13 protein-coding genes are annotated in these 21836 nt (G+C 40.1%); 1 reads left to right on the forward strand and 12 read right to left on the reverse strand.

From position 1 onward, the window contains the following. Nucleotides 1–51: 51 nt before the first annotated feature. The 4 genes from pabB to B7708_RS00590 all read right to left on the reverse strand — a co-directional run bounded on the left by pabB (nt 52) and on the right by B7708_RS00590 (nt 9709). On the reverse strand, nt 52–1767 hold the full coding sequence (gene pabB / locus B7708_RS00575; RefSeq protein ID WP_084972965.1) for an aminodeoxychorismate synthase component I: 1716 nt from the start codon (nt 1765–1767) through the stop codon (nt 52–54). A 66-nt stretch (nt 1768–1833) separates the two neighbouring features. Continuing rightward, nucleotides 1834–8160, reverse strand: a complete 6327-nt coding sequence (locus B7708_RS00580) for a ZmpA/ZmpB/ZmpC family metallo-endopeptidase (RefSeq protein WP_084972967.1) — start codon at nt 8158–8160, stop codon at nt 1834–1836. 2 nt (nt 8161–8162) lie between these two features. Beyond that, entirely contained in the window at nt 8163–8726 is a 564-nt protein-coding gene (locus B7708_RS00585; protein ID WP_061419258.1) for a TIGR01440 family protein, read from the reverse strand. Between the two features lie 242 nt (nt 8727–8968). Continuing rightward, on the reverse strand, nt 8969–9709 hold the full coding sequence (locus B7708_RS00590) for a MerR family transcriptional regulator (protein ID WP_084972969.1): 741 nt from the start codon (nt 9707–9709) through the stop codon (nt 8969–8971). A 252-nt stretch (nt 9710–9961) separates the two neighbouring features. On the opposite strand from B7708_RS00590, the gene B7708_RS00595 reads away from it, so the two are divergent. Continuing rightward, on the forward strand, nt 9962–11302 hold the full coding sequence (locus B7708_RS00595; RefSeq protein WP_084972971.1) for a sodium-dependent transporter: 1341 nt from the start codon (nt 9962–9964) through the stop codon (nt 11300–11302). A 39-nt stretch (nt 11303–11341) separates the two neighbouring features. On the opposite strand, the gene manA is transcribed toward B7708_RS00595, so the two are convergent. The 8 genes from manA to B7708_RS00635 all read right to left on the reverse strand — a co-directional run bounded on the left by manA (nt 11342) and on the right by B7708_RS00635 (nt 21830). Further along, nucleotides 11342–12286 (reverse strand): mannose-6-phosphate isomerase, class I, encoded by a 945-nt coding sequence (gene manA / locus B7708_RS00600; RefSeq protein WP_084972973.1) that lies wholly within the window; start codon nt 12284–12286, stop codon nt 11342–11344. Between the two features lie 119 nt (nt 12287–12405). After that, nucleotides 12406–13845 (reverse strand): 6-phospho-beta-glucosidase, encoded by a 1440-nt coding sequence (locus B7708_RS00605; RefSeq protein ID WP_084972975.1) that lies wholly within the window; start codon nt 13843–13845, stop codon nt 12406–12408. A gap of 246 nt (nt 13846–14091) precedes the next feature. Next, nucleotides 14092–14670: a DUF3592 domain-containing protein gene (locus B7708_RS00610; protein ID WP_084972977.1), complete on the reverse strand. Its 579-nt coding sequence runs from the start codon at nt 14668–14670 to the stop codon at nt 14092–14094. Between the two features lie 85 nt (nt 14671–14755). Further along, entirely contained in the window at nt 14756–15016 is a 261-nt protein-coding gene (locus tag B7708_RS00615) for a SemiSWEET family transporter (RefSeq protein ID WP_084972978.1), read from the reverse strand. A gap of 204 nt (nt 15017–15220) precedes the next feature. Continuing rightward, a complete protein-coding gene (locus B7708_RS00620) occupies nt 15221–15568 on the reverse strand; it encodes a VOC family protein (RefSeq protein WP_084972981.1) in 348 nt (115 codons plus the stop codon). Between the two features lie 23 nt (nt 15569–15591). Beyond that, complete coding sequence (locus tag B7708_RS00625) at nt 15592–17388, reverse strand: NACHT domain-containing protein (protein WP_084972983.1); 1797 nt, start codon at nt 17386–17388, stop codon at nt 15592–15594. 233 nt (nt 17389–17621) lie between these two features. Further along, complete coding sequence (gene spxB / locus B7708_RS00630; RefSeq protein WP_084972986.1) at nt 17622–19397, reverse strand: pyruvate oxidase; 1776 nt, start codon at nt 19395–19397, stop codon at nt 17622–17624. A 210-nt stretch (nt 19398–19607) separates the two neighbouring features. Beyond that, the gene (locus B7708_RS00635; RefSeq protein ID WP_084972988.1) at nt 19608–21830 is read right to left on the reverse strand and encodes a heavy metal translocating P-type ATPase; all 2223 of its coding nucleotides are present in this window, start codon (nt 21828–21830) and stop codon (nt 19608–19610) included. Between the last annotated feature and the right edge of the window lie 6 nt (nt 21831–21836).

The raw sequence follows: 21836 nt of genomic DNA on the forward strand, positions 1-21836 counted from the left end.
AAATATTAAATATTCAGAAATAAATCTAAAACTTAATTGAAAAATCCATAGTTATATCACTTCCAACTCATACAAGCCTCTGACTGCATTACAGCCATAGATAGCTTCTGCTTGGGCTAAGTCTGCCACAGTCAAGACTTTTTCCTCTACCTGTCCTGTTTCTAGCAAATGCTGGCGGTAAATTCCTGGCAAAATCCCTAGACTGATAGGCGGTGTGTAGAGTTTACCATTAATTTTTAAGACCAGATTTCCAATAGAGGTTTCCAGCAATTCTCCAGCTGCATTATGGTAAATGATTTCCTGTTTCCCTAGAGTTAAGTGTGGTCTATGAGTTGTTTTAAAGTAGGTAAATGATTGATTCGAATCTGCTTCTTGCTGACAAAGTTTGGCTTTGCAGAAACTTGGACTAAGGGGTGTTAAGATTTGGCGACTGAGTTCTATCTCTCCAGACTTGCTAAGGCTGATTCGCAAACGGTAGTCCTGGTGGGAATCACAAGCTCGGCACTCTGCCTCTATCTTTTGTCTCAGGTTTTTCGGATCAAAAGGATAGGCAAAATAACGACTCGCCTTTGTCAGTCTTTCCAAATGTTGCTCTTCAAACAGCAAGCTCTTCTGGCTGATTTTCCCTGTAGTAATCAATTGGAAACGTGCTTGTTTACGATAAAGCACTGCCGCCTTTTGATGAACTTCACGGTATTCAGATTCCCAAGTACTATCCCAAGTAATCCCTCCGCCAACTCCATAGACGGCTTTCCCTTGATGCAGTTGAATGGTCCGAATGGCAACATTGAAAATCCGTTGTCCATTTGGAAGCAAGAGACCAATCGTTCCGCAGTAAACTCCTCTGGGTTGGGGCTCCAATTTCTTGATGATTTCCATGGTCGCAATTTTGGGTGCACCCGTTATGGAACCACAAGGAAAGAGAGAGCGAAAAATGGCAATCAAGTCCACATCTGCTCGTAACTGACTCTTGATGGTCGAAGTCATCTGCCAAACAGTCGAATACTGCTCCACTTGACAAAGACGTTCCACATGTTCACTTCCAACTTCAGAAATACGGTTCATATCATTGCGTAAAAGATCCACAATCATCATATTTTCAGAGCGATTTTTAGGATCCTGTTCTAGCCAACTGGCCTGCTCTAGATCTTCTTTGTCAGTCACTCCCCGCTGGGTTGTTCCCTTCATTGGACGAGTCGTTAATTCTCGGTCATTTTGCTCAAAAAAGAGCTCTGGGCTCATGGAAATCACTGCCATCTCATCGTGTTCAACATAGGCATTGTAGCCCGCCTCCTGCTCTACCACCATGCGATTGTAGATGGCAAAAGGATTGGCACTTAAATCTTGCTTGAGTTGGACAGTGTAATTGACCTGATAGGTGTCCCCCTGACGCAAATGATGGTGAACCTGGGCAATGGCCTTTTCATAGTTCTCTGCAGATGTTTCTTCCTGCCACTTTGAAGGCAGATCTGCTTCCTCATAAGTCAGAGGAATAGGCGATGTTTCTACCCTATCATGAACTGTAAAATATAGCAGATACTCTGCAAGTAAAGGAGCTTTATGAACTGCTAATTTCTCCTCAAAAGCAGGTGCAGCCTCATAGCTGATATAGCCCACCACATAATAGCCCTGTTCTTGGTAGCTTTCTACTTGTGCCAGCAAGTCCGCCACTTCTGATAAATCTCTCGTTTTTAACTCTTTGATCGGCTGGGTAAAGGTGTATCTCTCGCCCAAAGCCCTAAAATCAATCACTGTTTTTCTATGCATATCTTAAGTATAGCACAAAAAGGCAGATGCAGCTTAAGCTGATCCACCTTTTTAGTCATTTCGACTTTATAACGATGCTTTGGCGAATAAATCTCCAGAGAATCCATCTGATTTTTGAAGAAGCTGTTTGTAAACCTTCCATTTAAGGTCTTCAGTGTTTTTATAATGATTCTTTATATTTGGATTTTCCATGCTATCTAGGTCTTTTTGAACAGCTTCATCAAATAAGGACTTCAACTCAGCATAAGTAGAGATAGATCTGCCATTGATTTCGATTGTAGTGAAGCCGTTTTGAGCTTTGTCATAGACTTCTTTATACCAATGTTTCTTCCATGCTTCAAGAGTATCAAATTGGCCATTAGAGACTTTCTTGATAATGAAGTCATCACCCAACAACCCTTTGTTTTCCTTGTTGGCTTCCGCTTTATATTTGTTTGAAGCGTAACCAATAAATCCGTTAAGATAACCATAGTATCCCCACATACGGAAAGCATTATGTTTGAATGAAATCGAACCAACTGTACTCTTGCTAGTATTACCGCCAAAGATACCCGACATCATATTTACGGTTTGGTAAGCACTGTCAAAACCTTCCGAACGATAACGTCCATTCCCTGGCATACCATGTTTTGTAACGAAGTTATGATCAACCAATTGATTGATGTTCGTAATCGTCAATTTTTTCTCATTATCCGTTAAATCACGTAACTTATCCCATTGATGTGGCTCGCCTTTCAGATTGTTTCGCTCAGCGTTCGTACGCCATTCTCGGTCCATCTTCTTGAACCACTTGCCGTTGTCGTCCAAGTGTTTTCGAATAACTGCATCTGCTTCTAGATGGTCCAGCATCATCAGAGCCTCGTTATAGTTCTTCATATAGTGATCAATTTCTTCACGGTTCTTTAACTTGTTTGGATCATAATTGTAGATTTGATTGCCATCATTCTGACGTTCATAAGCCATGTTCAAACCTAAGGCACCGTATTCACCATTTGGATTTGTCAACGATGGTGACTGGAGCATACCTTGCGCAAAGGACTCTAAGTCCGTCCCTTCACGATGATACCAACCACCATAGTAAGCCATACGATCATTCACATGAGTCGTTTCATGCGTAAAGGCCGATGTACCAAAATCACTTATCAACTCTGTCATAACAAAGTAGACAGCATCTTGCTGATTTGGAGCGGCAAAGATATAAGCGTAAGCACCATATCCATACTGATAGCCATGATATTTATTGATCCGTCCAAAGAACTCTCGAATCGGAGCATAATCTGGTTTCCCATCCTTGTGACCATATCGGTTTGCCCAACCGATACCCGGCGCATCATGATTGTCCCAAACAGGTGTTGGAACACTATTTTCACTCTTGAGGAGCTTATTACGTACATTATCAGCAGCTAATTTTGACCAAAAGTCTAAGTAGTTCACCTGCTCTTTTGCTCTCTTATTGATTTCACTCTTGAAGGCTTCACGAGCCTCCTCAGTATTTTTACCATATTTTTCAAAAGCACTAAAAGAAATGGTATTATAGGTCGAAATCATGAAGAGATGCGAGTTCTTCAAGTTTAATAGAGGCAAAATCATCCGACCATGCACGCCATTATTAATCCCTTCATACAGACGATACTTCTTATGAGCAAAATCGGGGTTCAATGATGGCTGTTCTACCACATAAGCATTCTTTTCAATTGCCTTTTTAAACCAAACATTCATATCGGTTTCATTTGTAAACAATTTCATGTTATATGTTAGAAACTCATGAAGGCTTCCTTTACCTGTAGCACCTGCAATCACTCGACTATACGCATCTTGGGATTGGTCGCCCTTAAGATTGTTCTCTTTTGAGCCGATAGTGATCAAGCGATCTAAGACATTCACGTTCTTACCATAAAAATCTGGTTTAAACATCATAATATCTTTGATCGACAAACCATCATATTTAATGCCATAGTATTGGTTCAAATAAGCAAGCCCCATCATAATGTTGGCCTTATTGTCTTCAACTTTCTTAATGAAAGCACGTTGAGCTGCTTCATCATCATTTAGTTGATGATCTTCATTTTCAACAATTTGTTTCACCAAGTTTCCAAGATTTTGTTTTACTTCAGCAAAACTTTCTTCTAAGAACAAATCGCGAATATAGCCATTTTTTCGTTCATCCGTGTTTTCTTGCGGTTTGTTCCGCTTGTCCATAAGAGCGCGCACTTCAGGAGAAATCAACTCCACACTGGATAATGTTTCTTTTGCCTTTGCAATCAAACCAGCACGATCTTTCACTAGCATATTTGGCGTATAAACGATATTCTGGTTGGTCACTTCGTACTCTTTGACTTGTTTTACATTAGAGTCAGCTTTGCCAGTGATGGCCAATTCTTCTTTGGTACCATCAGCATAGTGAATCATGATCTGATCAATAGCTGACAAGTCTGTTACAAACTGTCCATTTTTCAAACCAGTAACAGAAAGGACTTCTTTGGTCACCAAGTTTGAGCTAGCATCTAGTTTATTAGCCTGATTGACAATCCACTCCTTATTATAGAATGGTTGTAATTTTTCAATATTGTGATAAGCAAGTTCGCGGTCAGCTCTGTAGTCTTGAATGGCCTTGTACTCGTCTTCACGGTGTGTCAAACGGTTTAATTTATCTACAACAGGCTCATTGATTTCATACTCATTCGCTGTGATTCCCAGAGCAGCAATTTTCTTGTCTGCTTCTTCTTGCGAAATAGGCTTAATACGATGCTGTTGTTTAGAATATCTATATGAAGATTTTCCTTCACTCACACCAGTAACAACAAAGTTTCGGTTTAAGCGGTCACCTGTCCAATATGGATCATCATCAATATCAGATGAGCCATAGAAAATCTCACCGTTCTTAACTTTCATCATTGAAACAGTGTCTTCAACGGAACCCAAGGCATTTGTACTGCCTACAACACCACCCGCGGTAATCGGTTCTCTGACATCGATAGTACCTTTAGCTACAGATTTTTTAATGGCTCCGTCCCGATAAACTGCATGGTTGTCCCCACCATTTTGTGACCAATAGGCGATACCAGCAACTTTCGCTTTATTACCCGTTATTTGTGCATCAACATAGGCCTTCTCAACAGAACCCTTCCAGTTTTCTCCAACAATTCCAGCAAGAAAGGCGCCTTGATTCCCACCAGCATGAAGCTTACCAATGAATGCCACATTTGTTAATCTGCCGTTATTATCAATTTTATTGATCAAACCTGATACGTCATTATTTCCGACAACTGTACCCGTTACTTTCACATTATTGATCGTTGTGTTTTTTACAACAGCAGCCAAGGGAGCAACTCTATTTGCCCATGGCATATGAATGTTTACCTTACCAAGGTTAAGGTCATGGATGTGGGCGCCTTCGGTATCACCTAATAGTGGACGTTCCAAGTTATGAATCGTGTATCGTTGACCGTCTACACTTGATAGCTTGCCTCGGAACTTCGTCGTTACATATGATTTACCAGCTGCAGGAACATTGACCGCATTCAAGTCCGCACCAATTTTAAATTCACCAGATGGATTGGCCTGCATAGCTTTTACAAGTTCATTGAAGTCGTAGTATACATTCTCCTCATGAGTTTTTGGTTTGGCAAAATAATGGACGTATTCTTCACTGAGCTGGTTACCATCTGTATGCTGAACGAGGTCAGGCGCTTTGGCAGTGACCTTATAAAGCGTTTTCCCATCGACTGTCACTTCTTCAATTTTGTCAATCGCAAGACGCGTCATCTTATTATCACGTGTAGCAATTTTTAGATAGTAAGGTCTTACATCACTTGGAACATAGGTTAAGAAGCTACTATCCGTTTCCACGCCATTGTCGTCAACACTTATGAGGCTTGTTTCTTTTATATTTTTAACTTCAATCTTTTTTAAATCAATTCTCAGTGATTCTTCTTTGAGAATTTCTTCCTCGTTTCCTTCACCACGATCATAAACCATTTTTGTTTCGAGTTTATAATCCTTGTAATACTGCAAATCTGTTAGAGTTGCAGTCAAGTTATTCGGTGAAACCGTTATGGTTTTCACGACTTCGTCGCCTTTCTTCAGGGTTAAAGTGATCGATTTAATCGCTGCCTTACTTGGATTTTCCAGATTATAGTGAATCTGAGATGAGCGTTTCAAATCCTGAATATCAACCCTTGAAAAAGTCAATACTGGCTTTTCGAAGTTTTTGGTACCTAGTTTAACAATACGGTCTTGGGCTAACTCGATGACCTGTTCAAGAATTTCAGGCGCTTCCTGCGTCTTGATTCCTTTGATGGTCTTGTAGGTTTTGATAACCTTTTTCTGACCGTCTTTTCCTTCTTGGACCGTAACTTTATCGCCCTTTTTCAGTTGCGCGTCTTCTTCGACTATCTCTTTAAACGGAATTTTTTCAAGACTTTCTTCTACAAGAGTGCCTTCTATTGGTTTCGTACCACGACTTATTTTTTTAGTGACTGGTTTTTTGATGACAGTGGTTGTTGTATTTAAAACTTGGTCAGTCTCAACACCTTCGACAGTTTTATAAGTCGTTTTGGTAACTTGGATCCCTTTTTCACCGTTTTGAACCACTGTTTCTTCGTCAGTGTATTTTGTAGGATCATCAATGATTTCCGTCTGGTAGTCAATCTCTGCGATTGTGTCTTTAGTAATTATTCCTTCAGTTACTGTATATTCTGGAAGGTCCTCTTGAACAAGGGAGTGACCTTCCTTACCAGTTTCCTGAGTGCCTTTACTTTCAAGCTTTTCAGTATACGCTGGTAAACTATCTTGAACAAGGGAGTCACCCTCTTTGCCAGCTTCCTGAGTACCTTTGCTCTCAAGCTTCCCACTATACGCTGGTAAACTATCTTGGACAAGAGAATCGCCTTCTTGGCCTACCTCTTGGGTGCCCTTATTTTCAAGTTTTCCAGTATATTCTGCCTGAGGCTCTTGAACAAGGGAGTCACCTTCCTTACCAGTTTCCTGAGTGCCCTTGCTTTCAAGCTTGCCAGTATACGCTGGGGAATTGTCTTGAACGAGGGATTCGCCTTCTTTACCTACTTCTTGAGTGCCTTTGCTTTCAAGTTTTCCAGTATAGGCTGGCAAACTATCTTGAACAAGGGAGTCACCTTCCTGGCCGGGTTCCTGAGTGCCCTTGCTTTCAAGCTTGCCAGTATACGCTGGGGAATTGTCTTGAATAAGGGAGTCACCTTCTTTACCAGACTCTTGAGTGCCCTTGCTTTCAAGTTTTCCAGTATACGCTGGGGAATTGTCTTGAACGAGGGATTCGCCTTCTTTACCTACTTCTTGAGTGCCCTTGCTCTCAAGTTTCTCAGTATAGGCTGGCAAACTATCTTGAACAAGGGAGTCACCTTCCTGGCCGGGTTCCTGAGTGCCTTTACTTTCAAGCTTTTCAGTATACGCTGGCAAACTATCTTGAACAAGGGAGTCACCTTCCTGGCCGGGTTCCTGAGTGCCCTTGCTTTCAAGCTTGCCAGTATACGCTGGGGAATTGTCTTGAATAAGGGAATCACCTTCTTTACCTACTTCTTGAGTGCCCTTGCTTTCAAGCTTGCCAGTATACGCTGGCAAACTATCTTGAACGAGGGATTCGCCTTCTTTACCAGACTCCTGAGTACCCTTGCTTTCAAGTTTTCCAGTATACGCTGGCAAACTGTCTTGGACAAGCGATTGACCCTCTTTGCCTTCTTCTTGGGTACCTTTACTTTCAAGTTTCCCAGTATAATCTGGGGCATTGTCTTGGACTAGAGATTTCCCTTTTTTAGAAAAACTAGCTACTTTTGTGTCAGTTCCTTTAAAATAACCAATATACTCATATCCTCCAATATCGATCACACCTTTCGTTAGTTCTTCATTTGAGGAGGCCGAGATCGTTTGATTGTAAGAAAGTAATTCTTTATTCTCAAAGGCAAAAGTAGTAAAAGGAATGAAGTTGCTGACACCAAGAGAACCAATCAAAAGCACTCCAAGAACTTTCTGACGCTGTTTTTTAGACACCAAAAAAACAGCTAAAGATGCTGTTGCAAGACCAAAACCTGCTAAAGCAAATTCTTTACTTCCTGTATAGGGAAGTTGTTGACTGTTAATTGCTTTCTTGCGATAAACCACATAAATAATATCTTCATCTTGAAATTCTGTAGGAACTTCATGATGAATCAAGGCTTTTTCAGACTCGGTTAATTCTTGCTCCGCCAAATATCGATAATGGACTGAATTCACTTCAGCTAATTCATCTGCTTGGACTTTACCAGTTAATAACAAGCTGGCACCAACAAGAAAGGCCCCGATTGCTACAGGACCAACTCCAACAGTCAATTTACGAATAGAATACTTTAGGTTTTTTTGAAACTGTTCTTTTCTTTTTTTCATTCTCATATCTTTCTAATAGAATCTTCTGGATACTGCGCACGCGCACCCCCGATGAGTTTGGGACGACTAGCTAGAGCGGTTACATGGGCATGACCAATCTCACGCAAAACTGGTCGAATCGGAACCTGCACATGCTTGACATGCATGCCAATTGCGGTATCTCCGATATCAATTCCCGCATGAGCCATGATGAACTCCACCTCAACAGGGTCTTTCATAAACTTAAAGGCAGCTAGCTGACCTGAACCGCCTGCATGAAGAGTTGGAAGGACACTGACGATTTCCAGACCAAACTGCTCTGCCACCTGGCGTTCAACAACGAGGGCACGATTGACGTGCTCACAGCCTTGAACAGCTAGGTGTATTCCTTTTTCTTCTAGGATATCTAGGATGGTCTTCACAATGATTTCCCCAATTTCTTGGCTGGATTCCTTGCCAATATGGCCACCTAAAACTTCGCTAGAGGATAAACCTAGGACAAAGAGGCTTCCTTCACGCAATCCAGCCTTTTCCAAAACATCTTCAATTACCTGCTGTGTTTCTGTTTTAATTCTACTTTTGTCCATCACTCTTAACCTCATTTTTCTCCTACTATCATATCTTTTTTTACTGATTTTATCAAGGCGAACTAATCACTCAGAGTTGACAATGCAAAAACTTTAAAAATGAATTTTCTTTTAGTAATAAAGTAAAGAGTCTGGGACAAGAATGCTTTTCAAAAAAGTAACAACTAAAATGACCTGCTCCCTAAAAAGTTAAACAGAAGATTTAGCTTTTTTAGCGGAGCAGGACAAATCTCCAGCGATGCTTATGTTATCTGAGTTTGAACATAGTGAGCAATGACATCTGATGTGTACTGGGCTGTTCCAGAACCAAACTTGTCAATGTTTTCCTTAAACTCTGGGTTGTAGACGTATCCTTTGCCGATATGGCCAAATACCTCAATAGAGCAGTCAAATCCATAAGTACGAAGGGCTTGCAAGAGTTTGGCTGCTTGCTCTTGGTTTTCGGCTGCTGTTGCAGCTAGTCCATTTTTAAGGTTTTGAGCTAAAGCTTGAAAAACTTGGTTAAAGGCGGTCGTAGCCTCGTCTTCGTGACCTTTTTGACGCTCGAGAGCCTGGTCCATGACTTCTTGTCCATACTTCTCTACCGCTTCTTGGTGGTATTTTTGATTGTCTTGATAGCTAAATCCAGTGAATTTTTCCTCAATAGTCATTTTTCTTTCTCCTTTTTGTTCTTGAATGGTTTTTTGCAAGGTGGAAATCAAGGTATCCAGATGTTCCCTTTCTCGAGTCAAATAGTCCAACTGCCTAGTCAAATGGGGCAATAAATCTGTCCTTTCTTCCTTTAACAGCTCTGCTATTTTTTCTAAAGAAAAACCTAGATATTTATAATACAGAATGACCTGAAGGCGTTCCAAATCCTCTTGACTGTAGGTTCGATAGCCATTTTCCGACTTTAACGGAACCAAGAGTCCTATCTTATCGTAGTGGTGCAGGGTCTTGACAGAGACACCTGAAAGCTGCGCAGCTTCTTTTATATGGTACATGACTTCCTCCTTACAATCATAGTATATCCCCTCCCCTTAGGTCAGAGTCAAGTGTTTTTACGAAAAATTTTTAACTTTTTGAGAAAGGTGTGAAAACTTGAAAATGGTTTTCTTGACAGACCTTAGAAAACATGATAGGATAGTCAAGTCTATCAATCAAACAGAAGGTTCATAAAGAGCCATTGAGAGAAGGCTATTTGACAACTCAAGTAGCCTTTTCTTATTTTAAAAAACGAGATTGGAGTTTCAACTATGTCAGAAAAATCGCAATGGGGTTCAAAACTGGGCTTTATTCTAGCATCTGCTGGCTCAGCCATTGGACTTGGAGCCGTTTGGAAATTTCCCTACATGACTGCTGCTAATGGCGGTGGAGGCTTTTTACTGGTCTTTCTCATCTCCACTATTTTAATCGGTTTCCCGCTCCTGCTAGCTGAGTTTGCTCTTGGCCGCAGTGCTGGCGTTTCCGCTATCAGAACCTTTGGAAAACTGGGCAACAATAACAAGTACAACTTTATCGGTTGGATTGGTGCCTTTGCCCTCTTTATCCTTCTCTCCTTTTACAGTGTCATCGGAGGTTGGATTTTAGTCTATCTGGGTATTGAGTTTGGAAAATTGTTCCACCTTGGTGGAACGGGTGATTATACTCAGTTATTTACATCGATCATTTCAAATCCAGCTATTGCTCTAGGAGCTCAAGCTGCCTTTATCTTATTAAATATCTTTATTGTATCACGTGGGGTTCAAAAAGGGATCGAAAGAGCTTCGAAAGTCATGATGCCCCTGCTCTTTATCATCTTTGTCGTGATCATTGGGCGCTCTCTCAGTTTGCCAAATGCCATGGAAGGCGCTCTCTACTTCCTCAAACCAGACTTTTCAAAACTAACTAGCGCTGGTCTCCTCTATGCTCTGGGACAATCTTTCTTTGCCCTCTCACTAGGGGTGACAGCCATGCTGACCTATGCATCCTACTTGGACAAGAAAACCAATCTGGTCCAGTCAGGGATTTCCATCGTAGCCATGAACATCTCGGTTTCCATCATGGCGGGACTAGCCATTTTCCCAGCCATGTCAGCCTTCAATATCCAGTCTGACGGGGGACCAAGCCTGCTCTTTATCGTCTTGCCTCAACTCTTTGACAAGATGCCTTTTGGAACCATTTTCTACATCCTCTTCCTCTTGCTCTTCCTCTTTGCGACGGTCACTTCTTCTGTCGTTATGCTGGAAATCAATGTGGGCAATATCACCAATCAGGACAACAGTAAGCGTGCTAAATGGAGTGCTATTTTAGGAATCTTGACCTTTGTTTTTGGTATTCCTTCAGCCCTATCCTATGGAATCATGGCAGATGTTCACATTTTGGGGAAGACTTTCTTTGATGCCATGGATTTCTTGGTTTCCAATCTCCTCATGCCTTTTGGCGCCCTCTGCTTATCCCTCTTTACAGGATATATTTTCAAGAAGGCCTTAGCCATGGAGGAACTTCATCTTGATGAAACACCATGGAAACAAGGACTTTTCAAGTTCTGGCTCTTCCTTCTTCGTTTTATCATTCCTATTATCATCATCGTGGTTTTTATCGCCCAATTTATGTAATCAAAAAGGACTTGAGTAGTAAACTCAGGCCCTTTCTTGTTATGGATGGCTAACAATCAATTCCAAACCTTGCCCTTCCAAAGTCCAAGCCTCAACATCACTTGGTAGGATAAAGTGGCTCCCTTTTTGGATTGGATAGTTTGTTCCATCAACAGACAGTTGACCTTGACCAGCCAAGACGCTGAACAAGCTGTAGTCAGCTGTCTTTTCAAAGTCAACTTTTCCAGTAATTTCCCACTTGTAGACTGCAAAGAAATCATTGGATACAAGGAGAGTGGAACGTAAATCATTAGCTTTGACAGTTACAGGACGGCTATTTGCAGGCTCTCCAATATTCAAGACATCGATAGATTTTTCAAGATGAAGTTCACGCAAGTTGCCATTGTCGTCCTTACGGTCAAAGTCATAGACACGGTAGGTAGTATCACTAGACTGCTGAGTTTCAAGAATCAAGATGCCCGCTCCGATAGCGTGCATGGTGCCACTTGGTACATAGAAGAAATCTCCAGCCTTGACAGGAACTTTTGTCAGCAAGGCATCCCAGTTCTTGTCCTCAATTTGCTGGCGGAGTTCTTCTTTAGACTTGGCATTATGACCATAGATAATCTCTGAACCTTCCTCCGCTGCAATGATGTACCAGCACTCTGTTTTTCCAAGTTCGCCTTCGTGTTCTAGTCCATAGGCATCGTCTGGATGAACTTGGACACTGAGCCAGTCGTTGGCATCGAGTATCTTGGTCAACAGTGGAAATACAGGTTCTGGACGATTGCCAAACAATTCACGATGCTCCGCATACAATGTAGCTAGGTCTGTTCCCTCAAAGCGCCCATTAGCGACCTTTGAAACACCATTTGGGTGTGCTGAGATAGCCCAGTATTCTCCTATTTTTTCACTTGGGATGTCGTAGCCAAACTCATCACGTAGCTTGGTTCCACCCCAGATTTTTTCTTGCATAACTGATTGTAAAAATAATGGTTCTGACATCTTATTCTCCTGTCTATGTTTCTCACTTCATTATAGCAAAAAGCCTGGTATAATTGAACTCTTTTTCACATCTTATAAAGTAGAGAGAAGATTTTATAAAAATAGTGAACAAATGTGCTCTACTTAATACTTGCACCATTGCTGGCAATGACATCCTTGTACCAGTAGAAGGATTTCTTCTTGCTCCGTTTGAGACTTCCTTGACCTGCATTATCACGATCCACATAGATAAAACCATAGCGCTTGTTCATTTCGCCTGTTCCAGCTGAAACCAGATCTATACAACCCCAAGTCGTATAACCAAGCAATTCAACGCCATCTTGATAAATAGCATCTCGCATAGCCTTGATGTGGGCCTCTAAGTAAGCAATCCGATAGTCATCCGCTACATAGCCATTTTCATCCGTCGTATCCATAGCGCCGAGTCCATTTTCTACGATGAACATAGGCTTTTGATAACGATCCCAGATGGCATTAAGAGTGATACGAAGCCCCAGTGGGTCAATCTGCCAACCCCATTCTGAGGATTCCAGATAAGGGTTTTTGATAGAGGCAAAGACATTTCCAGCTGTCAGATCCGTCACTTCTGGATCGCCTGAAGCCACTCGACTCGCATAATAAGAGAAGGAAACAAAATCAACAGTGTGATTCTTTAACAAGTCCAAATCTTCTGTCGACATTTCAATCTTAATTCCCTCACGCTCCCACTGCTTCTTGGCATAGTTTGGGTATTCCCCACGCGCTTGAACATCAATGAAAAAGTAACCCTTACGGTCTTCTTCCATGGCTGCCCAGTAGTCTCTCGGATGGGCAGTGTTAGGATAATATTGCCCTGCTGCCAACATACATCCCACCTTGTTTTCTGGGTTAATTTCGTGGGCAATTTTAGTCGCCATAGCCGAGGCTACCAGCTCATGGTGAGCTGCTTGGTATTTGACTTGCTCTTGATTTTCCCCCTCTTCAAAACAAATCCCGGCTCCTAAAAAGGGGGCATGCAGAATCATATTGATTTCGTTGAAGGTGAGCCAGTACTTGACCAAGCCCTTGTAACGGGTAAAGAGGGTGCGACAGAGATTTGCGTAAAAGTTCAACATACGACGATTGCGCCAACCACCGTACTCCCTAATTAAGTGCATGGGGCAGTCAAAATGCGTGATGGTCACCAGAGGTTCAATCCCATACTTGTGGCATTCCTTAAACAAATCCTCATAAAAGGCTAGACCTGCTTCATTTGGCTCTGCTTCATCTCCCTTAGGAAAAATCCGAGTCCAAGCGATGGAAAGTCGATAAGTTTTAAAGCCCATTTCTGCAAAAAGCGCAATATCTTCCTTGTAATGATGGTACATATCAATGGCTTCCTTTGCTGGGTAAAAATAGCCCTCCTCAAACGAAAACATCTTTTTCTGACCTGTAATAATGGCCTCACGGTCTGGACCAATCGGTACCACATCCACATTAGCAAGACCACGACCGTCCTGATTATAACCACCCTCACATTGATTAGCCGCCGTTGCACCACCCCAGAGAAATCCTTCTGGAAAAGTTAGTTTTTCAGTCATATCTCTATCCACTTTCTTATTTTACTGCTTCATTTACTTATATTATACCCCAATATCCAGACCTTTACTTGTGAAATACTGCGGAATAATGATACTATTATATGATTCCATTTAATCCGACAAATTTTCAGGGTTCGATTTTTTAAAGAAATCCTCTTCAAAGATTTCTTCAGCAAAAAACGATTCTATGTATAAACATAGAACCGTATGATGGAAAGTTGAGCTTTGGAACAAAATAATCAACTTCTATTTGACAAGATTTGGAAGGACAAACATGATGTAAACAGCTGAAACAAGCATCATTAGAATAAGAAGATAGACTGATAATTTAGTCAGCCATAAAAAGCGACCTAGCTTTAACGGTCTTTCCACGTAAGAAAGTTTAGGTTTGTTCGGATCATAGTAAACAGTAACCTTTCCGCCGATTGGGAAGCGCTCCATAAGTGGTGATTTTGTTACAGAAATGAAACTATTTCGCCGTACCTGATACCTTAACACTTGTGGAATTTCTCCATTATCGAAACCTTCCAACTTTACTTCAGAAACGATAGAATTAAGTGGTGTTGCAACTGTTTTTGATACGCTAGAAAGAAATTTTGGCCCTACTACCTTGTACTGATTCCCTGCAACAGTATATTCTACAACTGGAAGACTAACATCGTTATAAAGAAATGCAGAATATCTTGTGATTTTTCCTTCAGTTTTTTCAGTACATTTTTTATCATCTAAATAACTACTAAAAATCAACTCATTGAACATAAAATACGTAAAGGCAGCAAACGCTAGTATCATACAGCCAAATAATAAAAAGAAACTCATCGACATCTTGATTCACTCCTAAACTTTCGTTAGGCTTCTATTTTAACAGAATATAAAAAAGGATACAAGAATACTAACTATTTTAAACTTTTTAAATCAAAGCTGTGATAGCCGTTACTAGGCCAAAAACGATACCTGGCGCATTAGCAGCCGCAAGGGGAATATCTCTTTCTTTCTTGAAAAGACCGTAATAAACCCATAGACTACAGTTGATGGCTGCGACTAAGGGTTGGATGAAGTTTCCTTTTTGACCAGCCAGGTTGTTCATGATTTGTGGGAAGTAAGACACATACATCATAACGGACATGAAGGTCGCTACCCAACCCAAAATTTTCATTTTCTTTTCAGACATTTTCAAAACCTCTTTCATTTTTATGAATCATATTTTATAATCTTTTTTCAAAACAATCAAGACTTTGAAGCTTTTGTTATGAAGATGTAAACTATCACAATCTTGTGATAAGAAAAAGACCGGATTGCTCCGATCTTTCAATAATTCACATTCTCAATTTCTGTTTTAAAAATAGCTAAAGTTAACGTCAAATGACAACGCGACCTATTTCATACGATAAAAATCAATCACTAAGCCAGCAGGGCCTTTAACTAATAAGGACTCTGTTCCCCAATCCGTTTCACAAGGACCGTGTAAAATCTCGACACCAAGCTCTTTCAATCGTTGGTAGTTCTGGTCTACATCCTCAACCTCGATATGAAGAATGATTCCTGACTGAAAGTTTTCCAAAGAAATCAAATGATTTTGAGACAACATGAGGCAGTGACTGCCAATCGTAAACTGAGCAAAACTGTCATCAACATAATCGGACTTTTTATCCAAAAGTCGCTCCAAGTCAGCACAGACTTGGGAAACATTTGAAACAATAATATCCAATTGATTTAAATTCATCTGTATACACCTGAATAGATTATTTATAGTTCCTCTATGATACTAGCTACCTTTCGTTTTTTGATTTTCGTATTTTTGGTAGTTTCATAAATTTTATTTATAAATTTGACTTGATTAAAAAGCCAAGAAGACATATTTATAAATTTTTCTTTACCATATAGCTCTATCCCCTCCTCTATATCCATGCAATAAGCCCTATCTCCTCTTTTCGAAATGAAGGTCTCATAATTTTCCTTTGAAACTATATTCTTTATATCACTATGATATTTATTCAACCGGATCAATAATATCAATCCATTACATAAATATTGATCTTTAATATGTAAAATAAATCTATATTCTTTATTATGATCTTCTTCAATAGAAAACCCATCAAATAGGCTGACTAAGAAATTCAAGAGATCTTCATTTTTATACAGCTGGACAATCTTCTCCATAACAGGCTTTAAAATGATAGTGTTTACTTTTTCATTTTGTAAATCATATAACATATAAAAATATGAATCTGATGAAATTGTTGATGATTCTTTAAGCCATCCATCTAATAGTTTTTCTTGAATAGTATCTGGTAATTTACATGTATACCATGCTGAAAAATATTCTTGAAATGATCTATGAGAAAATCTATATTCTAACCCTTCTTTCACAAGCATACAGACAGAATGTACTAAATCATCCTGAAAATCATCTACATTAAAATTAAACTTATCTTTGAATTTTTCTTTTGCATTATTAATCAGCTCATGTAATCTTGTTTCGGAAAATTCATATTCTCCTTTAAAGTATGATTTAAAACAAATATAGGCGAATACAAGTTTAAAATCTTCACAACTTAAACCACTTCGTATATCCCTTACAAATGAATCTTTAGTAGCATCATGTACATTAAATAGTGTAACAAATGCTTCTTCATAAAAATCATTCAATCGTTCAGGAATAGAAGCATGTTTCTGGAAGGTTAACAACATAATTGTTAATAACAATGGATTTGAAGCAAATGATTTATATTTTCTATATAGACTCTTATCTAATTCTTCCGAAAATATTTTTTTTGATGTCTCATCAAATTCAATCTTATTTATTAGACTCAATGCTTGTTTCTTAGTTAATGGTTGAGATTCTACTTCACTAAAGTCCAACCATCCTATAAATTCTGTTGATGGTCTAGAAGATACAAAAATTTGATTTTTTGAATACTTTTCGCAAAATAGTTTTATTTCTTTTCTAACAAAATCTCTTTTTTCATGATTAATTTCATCAAAACCATCTAAGAATATTACATACGCACCTTGTTTTAAACTATCTTCATAGTATTTTCTTTCCAATTTAAATCCATTTGATTCCAAGCTTTTGAATACAATATTTGAAATATTCAACTCTTTATTCTCTAATGTATTTAAACTCCTCAATTCAATAAATACTGGAATAAAATTTGTTACTTCCATCGAATTCAGAAATAAATGCTTAAACAGTATTGATTTTCCTATACCGCCAGTTCCAGTAACTAAAATTTTGCTATCAATTTTCATTAAATTATTAATATCAGAAGAAGAAAAAACTTTTCCTGCATAAGACATTCCTGTAGCCTCATAAAAGGAATATAAATCCTTTCTTTCTCTTCTATAGATAATTGTTTTTATTTTCCCATATCTATCTTTCGTATTTTTTAAATAATCTTCATATGCTGTTCTGTATTCAATGGCAGCACTAGCATCAAGATCCTTAAAGTAATCTTTTATTTTTCCCCAACCTAAAGCAAGTCCACTCTTCACTAAATCTGTTGTTACATTAGTTACTATTGCTTTACCATCAATATCCATGTTAGTCTCCTTTTCAATTTTACTCTCAGTCCTATTTTACCACAATAAAATTTTCCAGGCAAATTTTTAGTATACCATATATCCATTATATCGCTATTCGTAGAGGATATATGAGTATATATTCTCTTAAAAATTTAATACGTAAATTTCAAAGGTGATAAAAAACTAAAATAATGACTATTTTAGTTTCTTTATTTATCATATTTTAAAACAACAATGGTTTCTTAGAGGAATTATTTAATTGCGCGTGATTGCAATCCTTCTTCTTCCAAGAAGAGGCGGAATGGTACGAGTTCTTCTGCTTCGTATTTTTCCTTGAAGGCTTTGATTGCTTCTTCTGAGTGAAGTTTTGGATCCAATTCAAGTACTTCTACTGGAAGTGGACGATGTTGAGAGATGCGAGCATCGATCACAACAGTTTTACCTTCTTTATTGAGTTTCACAGCTTCTGCAACAACTGCGTCGATGTCTTCGATACGATCAACTGTAAATCCTACAGCACCTTGCGCTTCAGCGATTTTCGCGTAGTCCGCGTTAGGGAAGTCACAACCAAACAAGTGTTTGTTTGTGTCTTCGTATTTGTCCTTGATGAAGGCATATTTACCATTTGAGAAGACAACGTTGATAACTGGAAGGTCGTATTGAACGTTTGTGATCACGTCTGGGTAGCACATGTTGAATGCACCGTCACCCATGATGTTCCATACTTGGCGATCTGGATTGTCTTTCTTAGCAGCGATACCACCAGGAAGGGCAATCCCCATTGTCGCAAAGAGTGGAGATGTACGCCACATGTTCTTAGGTGTCATGTGAAGGTGACGAGTAGATGTTTGAGTAGTGTCACCTACGTCGATTGAGTAGATAGCGTCTTGATCAGCATGTTTGTTGATTGCATTGTAAACTTGGTACAATTGCAATTCACCCTCAGTTTTACCTTCGAGTTTGTTCATGTAATCACGCCAGTTTTGGTTGTTCTTCACGTTTGCACGCCACCATGGAGTAGATTCTACTGGGTTTACTTTGTCAAGGATTGCTTTCGCTGCTTGACCTGCATCACCAAGGATAGAAGCGTCAAGGGCATGACGTTTACCAAGTTTGTAAGGGTCGATATCGACTTGAATGAATTTTTCAGTGTTCTTGAAGGCTTCGTAAACTTCAGCAAATGGGAAGTTTGAACCAAGGAAAAGAACTGTGTCTGCTTCAAAGACCACTTCGTTGGCTGGTTTCCAACCAACACGGTAAGCAGAACCTGTCAAACCTTCATAGTTCCATTCGAAAGCTTCAAAGTTTTTACCAGTTGTGATGATTGGTGCTTTGATTTTACGTGACAATTCAGTAATCACTTCACCAGCTTTAACACCACCATAACCAGCGTAGATAACTGGACGTTCAGCATTGTTCAAGATTTCAACCGCTTTGTCGATTTCAACTTCGTTCAAGGCAGGAGCGATGAATGAACGTTCGTATGAACCTGAACCGTAGAATGAGTTTTCGTCAATTTCTTGGAAACCGAAGTTTACTGGAATTTCAACAACAGCTGGACCTTTTTTAGAAACTGCAGCACGGCAAGCTTCGTCGATTACTTTTGGCAATTGCTCAGCGTAAGCGACACGTTTGTTGTAAACAGCGATACCGTTGTACATTGGGTTTTGGTTCAATTCTTGGAAGGCATCCATATTGAGTTCGTTAACAGGACGTGATCCAAGGATAGCAAGGAATGGAGTGTTATCCATAGCTGCATCGTAAACACCGTTAATCAAGTGAGTCGCACCTGGACCACCTGAACCAACTGCAACCCCGATTGAGCCGCCAAATTTAGCTTGCATAACCGCTGCAAGAGCACCTGTTTCTTCGTGGCGAACTTGCAAGAAGCGGATATCTTTGTCTTCAGCCAAAGCATCCATGAGTGAGCTGAGTGTTCCTGATGGGATACCGTAGATTGTGTCTACGCCCCATGTCTTCAATACGTTAAGCATTGCTGCAGATGCAGTAATTTTCCCTTGAGTCATAATAACTCTCCTTCAAAATAATTTCATACATTTACAAAAAGCGCTTTTATATGTTGTTTGAAAGCGATTCAGTAAATTTACAATCCTAATTTACCACATTTACTTTGAGTATCCTAAGAATGTGCTCAGAAGTTTGCATTCTCTATTACAGCACAGATTGAAAACGCTTCAGAAAACTGTTTTATAATAAAAAAGCGAGCAAGCTCGCTTTTAGTCTATTTTACTAAAGTTTAGCATGAGTGAACTGGTTAAAACAGATACAGAACTAAAGGCCATGGCTAGACCAGCCAGTTCTGGATTGAGGGCCAATCCAATTCCTGAAAAGACTCCTGCTGCAACCGGAATTCCGATGACATTGTAGATAAAGGCCCAGAAGAGGTTGAGCAAGATACGATTGAAGGTTGCCTTACTCATATCAAAGGCACGAACAACTCCTGTCAAATCATTGTGAGTAAGAACAATCCCTGCTGACTCAATAGCAATATCGGTTCCTGCGCCCATGGCAATCCCAACATCTGCTACACTGAGGGCTGGCGCATCATTGATACCATCTCCGATAAAGGCTACTTTACCAGCCTGTTGTAGTTGATGGATTTCATGCGCTTTTTCTTCTGGTAAGACACCAGCAATAACCTCTTCGATGCCGATCTGATCTGCAATGGCACGCGCCACGCCAGCATTATCTCCTGTCAGCATAACTGTTCGGAGACCACGTTTTTTCAGCTGATTGATGGCGAGTTTGGCATTTTCCTTGGGAATATCTTGCAAGGCAAGCAAGCCTTTGATTTCATTGTCAACAGCCAAGTACACAACTGTCTTAGCTTCTTTTTCCAGTTCTTTAAGTTTTTCCTGATAAGCGCTCGAAATATCCATGCCATCTAGCATTTTAGCATTTCCAAGCAAGACTTGTTTCCCATGGATTTGCCCTGAAACACCTTTTCCATGAAGGGCTTGGAAATTTTCTACAGTATGAAACTCAAGTCCAACTTCAGTCGTTCGCTTGACAATGGCTTGAGCCAATGGGTGTTGAGAGGCTTCTTCCAAAGAAGCCGCCAAGCCTAATACTTCTGTCTCATCACCAATGATATCAGTGACCACAGGTTTTCCTTCCGTCAAAGTCCCTGTCTTATCAAAAACAATAGTTTGGACTTTCTGAATTTCCTGTAAGACCGTTCCATTTTTAAGAAGAACTCCCATCTTGGCACTACGGCCAGTTCCCACCATGAGAGCTGTCGGTGTTGCGAGTCCTAAGGCACAAGGGCAGGCGATAATCAAAACTGCTACCCCATAAAGTAGAGAGGTCACAAAGCTAGCCTCAAGCAAGACAAACCAAATCCAAAAAGTCAGAATCGCTAAAATGACAACTGCTGGGACAAAAATTCCTGAAATTTTATCCGTCAAATCCTGAACCGGAGCACGGCTGGTCTGGGCTTTCTTCACAAAGTCTACAATCTGTGCCAAAACAGTCTCTGAGCCAACTTTTTCTGCTCTAAAAACAAGCGTTCCGCTATTATTGATGGTAGAGCCAATGACAGTATCTCCAACTGTTTTGTCTACCGGCAGACTCTCACCTGTCACCATGGATTCGTCAATACTGGACACACCTTCCACTACGACACCATCAACCGCAATCTTTTCACCGGGACGCACTCGAATCAGGTCGCCTACCTGAACTTGGTCCAAGGGAACTTGAACATAGCTATCTTCACGTAAGACTTCTGCTGTTTTAGCCTGCAAATCCAGTAGTTTCTCCACAGCTTGGGAAGTATTTTTTCGCATTTTCTCCTCAAAAACGGCTCCCAAAAGAACGAAGAAGAGGATAAATCCAGCACTTTCAAAGTAAACAGGGAGTCCAGTAAAGAGGGCAACTAGACTATAGAGATAGGCTACTAGAGTTCCCAGCGCCACCAAGGTATCCATGTTGGCATTGTGCTTTTTAAAACTAGCCCAAGCACTTTGGATATAAGGACCACCTGCTACTAGCATAATGGGTGTTGTGGCTAAAAAGGTGCCCCAACGCATGACTTGGTGACTAATTCCTCCTGTCGACATCCCAATCATGATAATCACAAGAGGCACAGTAAAGATGCTAGTAATCCAAAAACGTTGCAAAAGTGACAAAGATTTTCGCGTCTTCTCAACTACGGTATAGCTTCCTTTTTGCATCTTCATGCCACATGAAAATTCATGTTGCCCTAATTCTTGAGGTGTAAAACGAATTGTCTTCTCCTCGTCCACACCGATTGGTTCTAGAATACCTTCTTCTTCAAAAAGAATTTCCTTGTAACAGTTTGAAGGGGTGGCACGATGAAAGGTAATCTCAGCTGGAACCCCTTTTTGAAGCTGGATATGAGCTGGATGATAGCCTTTTTCAGCTCGGATACGGATTTTTTGAATGCCATTTTCTAGGCTTGCTTTCACAATTTCTGTCATCATTTC

The sequence above is a fragment of the Streptococcus oralis subsp. dentisani genome, assembly GCF_002096615.1.
Classification (GTDB): domain Bacteria; phylum Bacillota; class Bacilli; order Lactobacillales; family Streptococcaceae; genus Streptococcus; species Streptococcus oralis_U.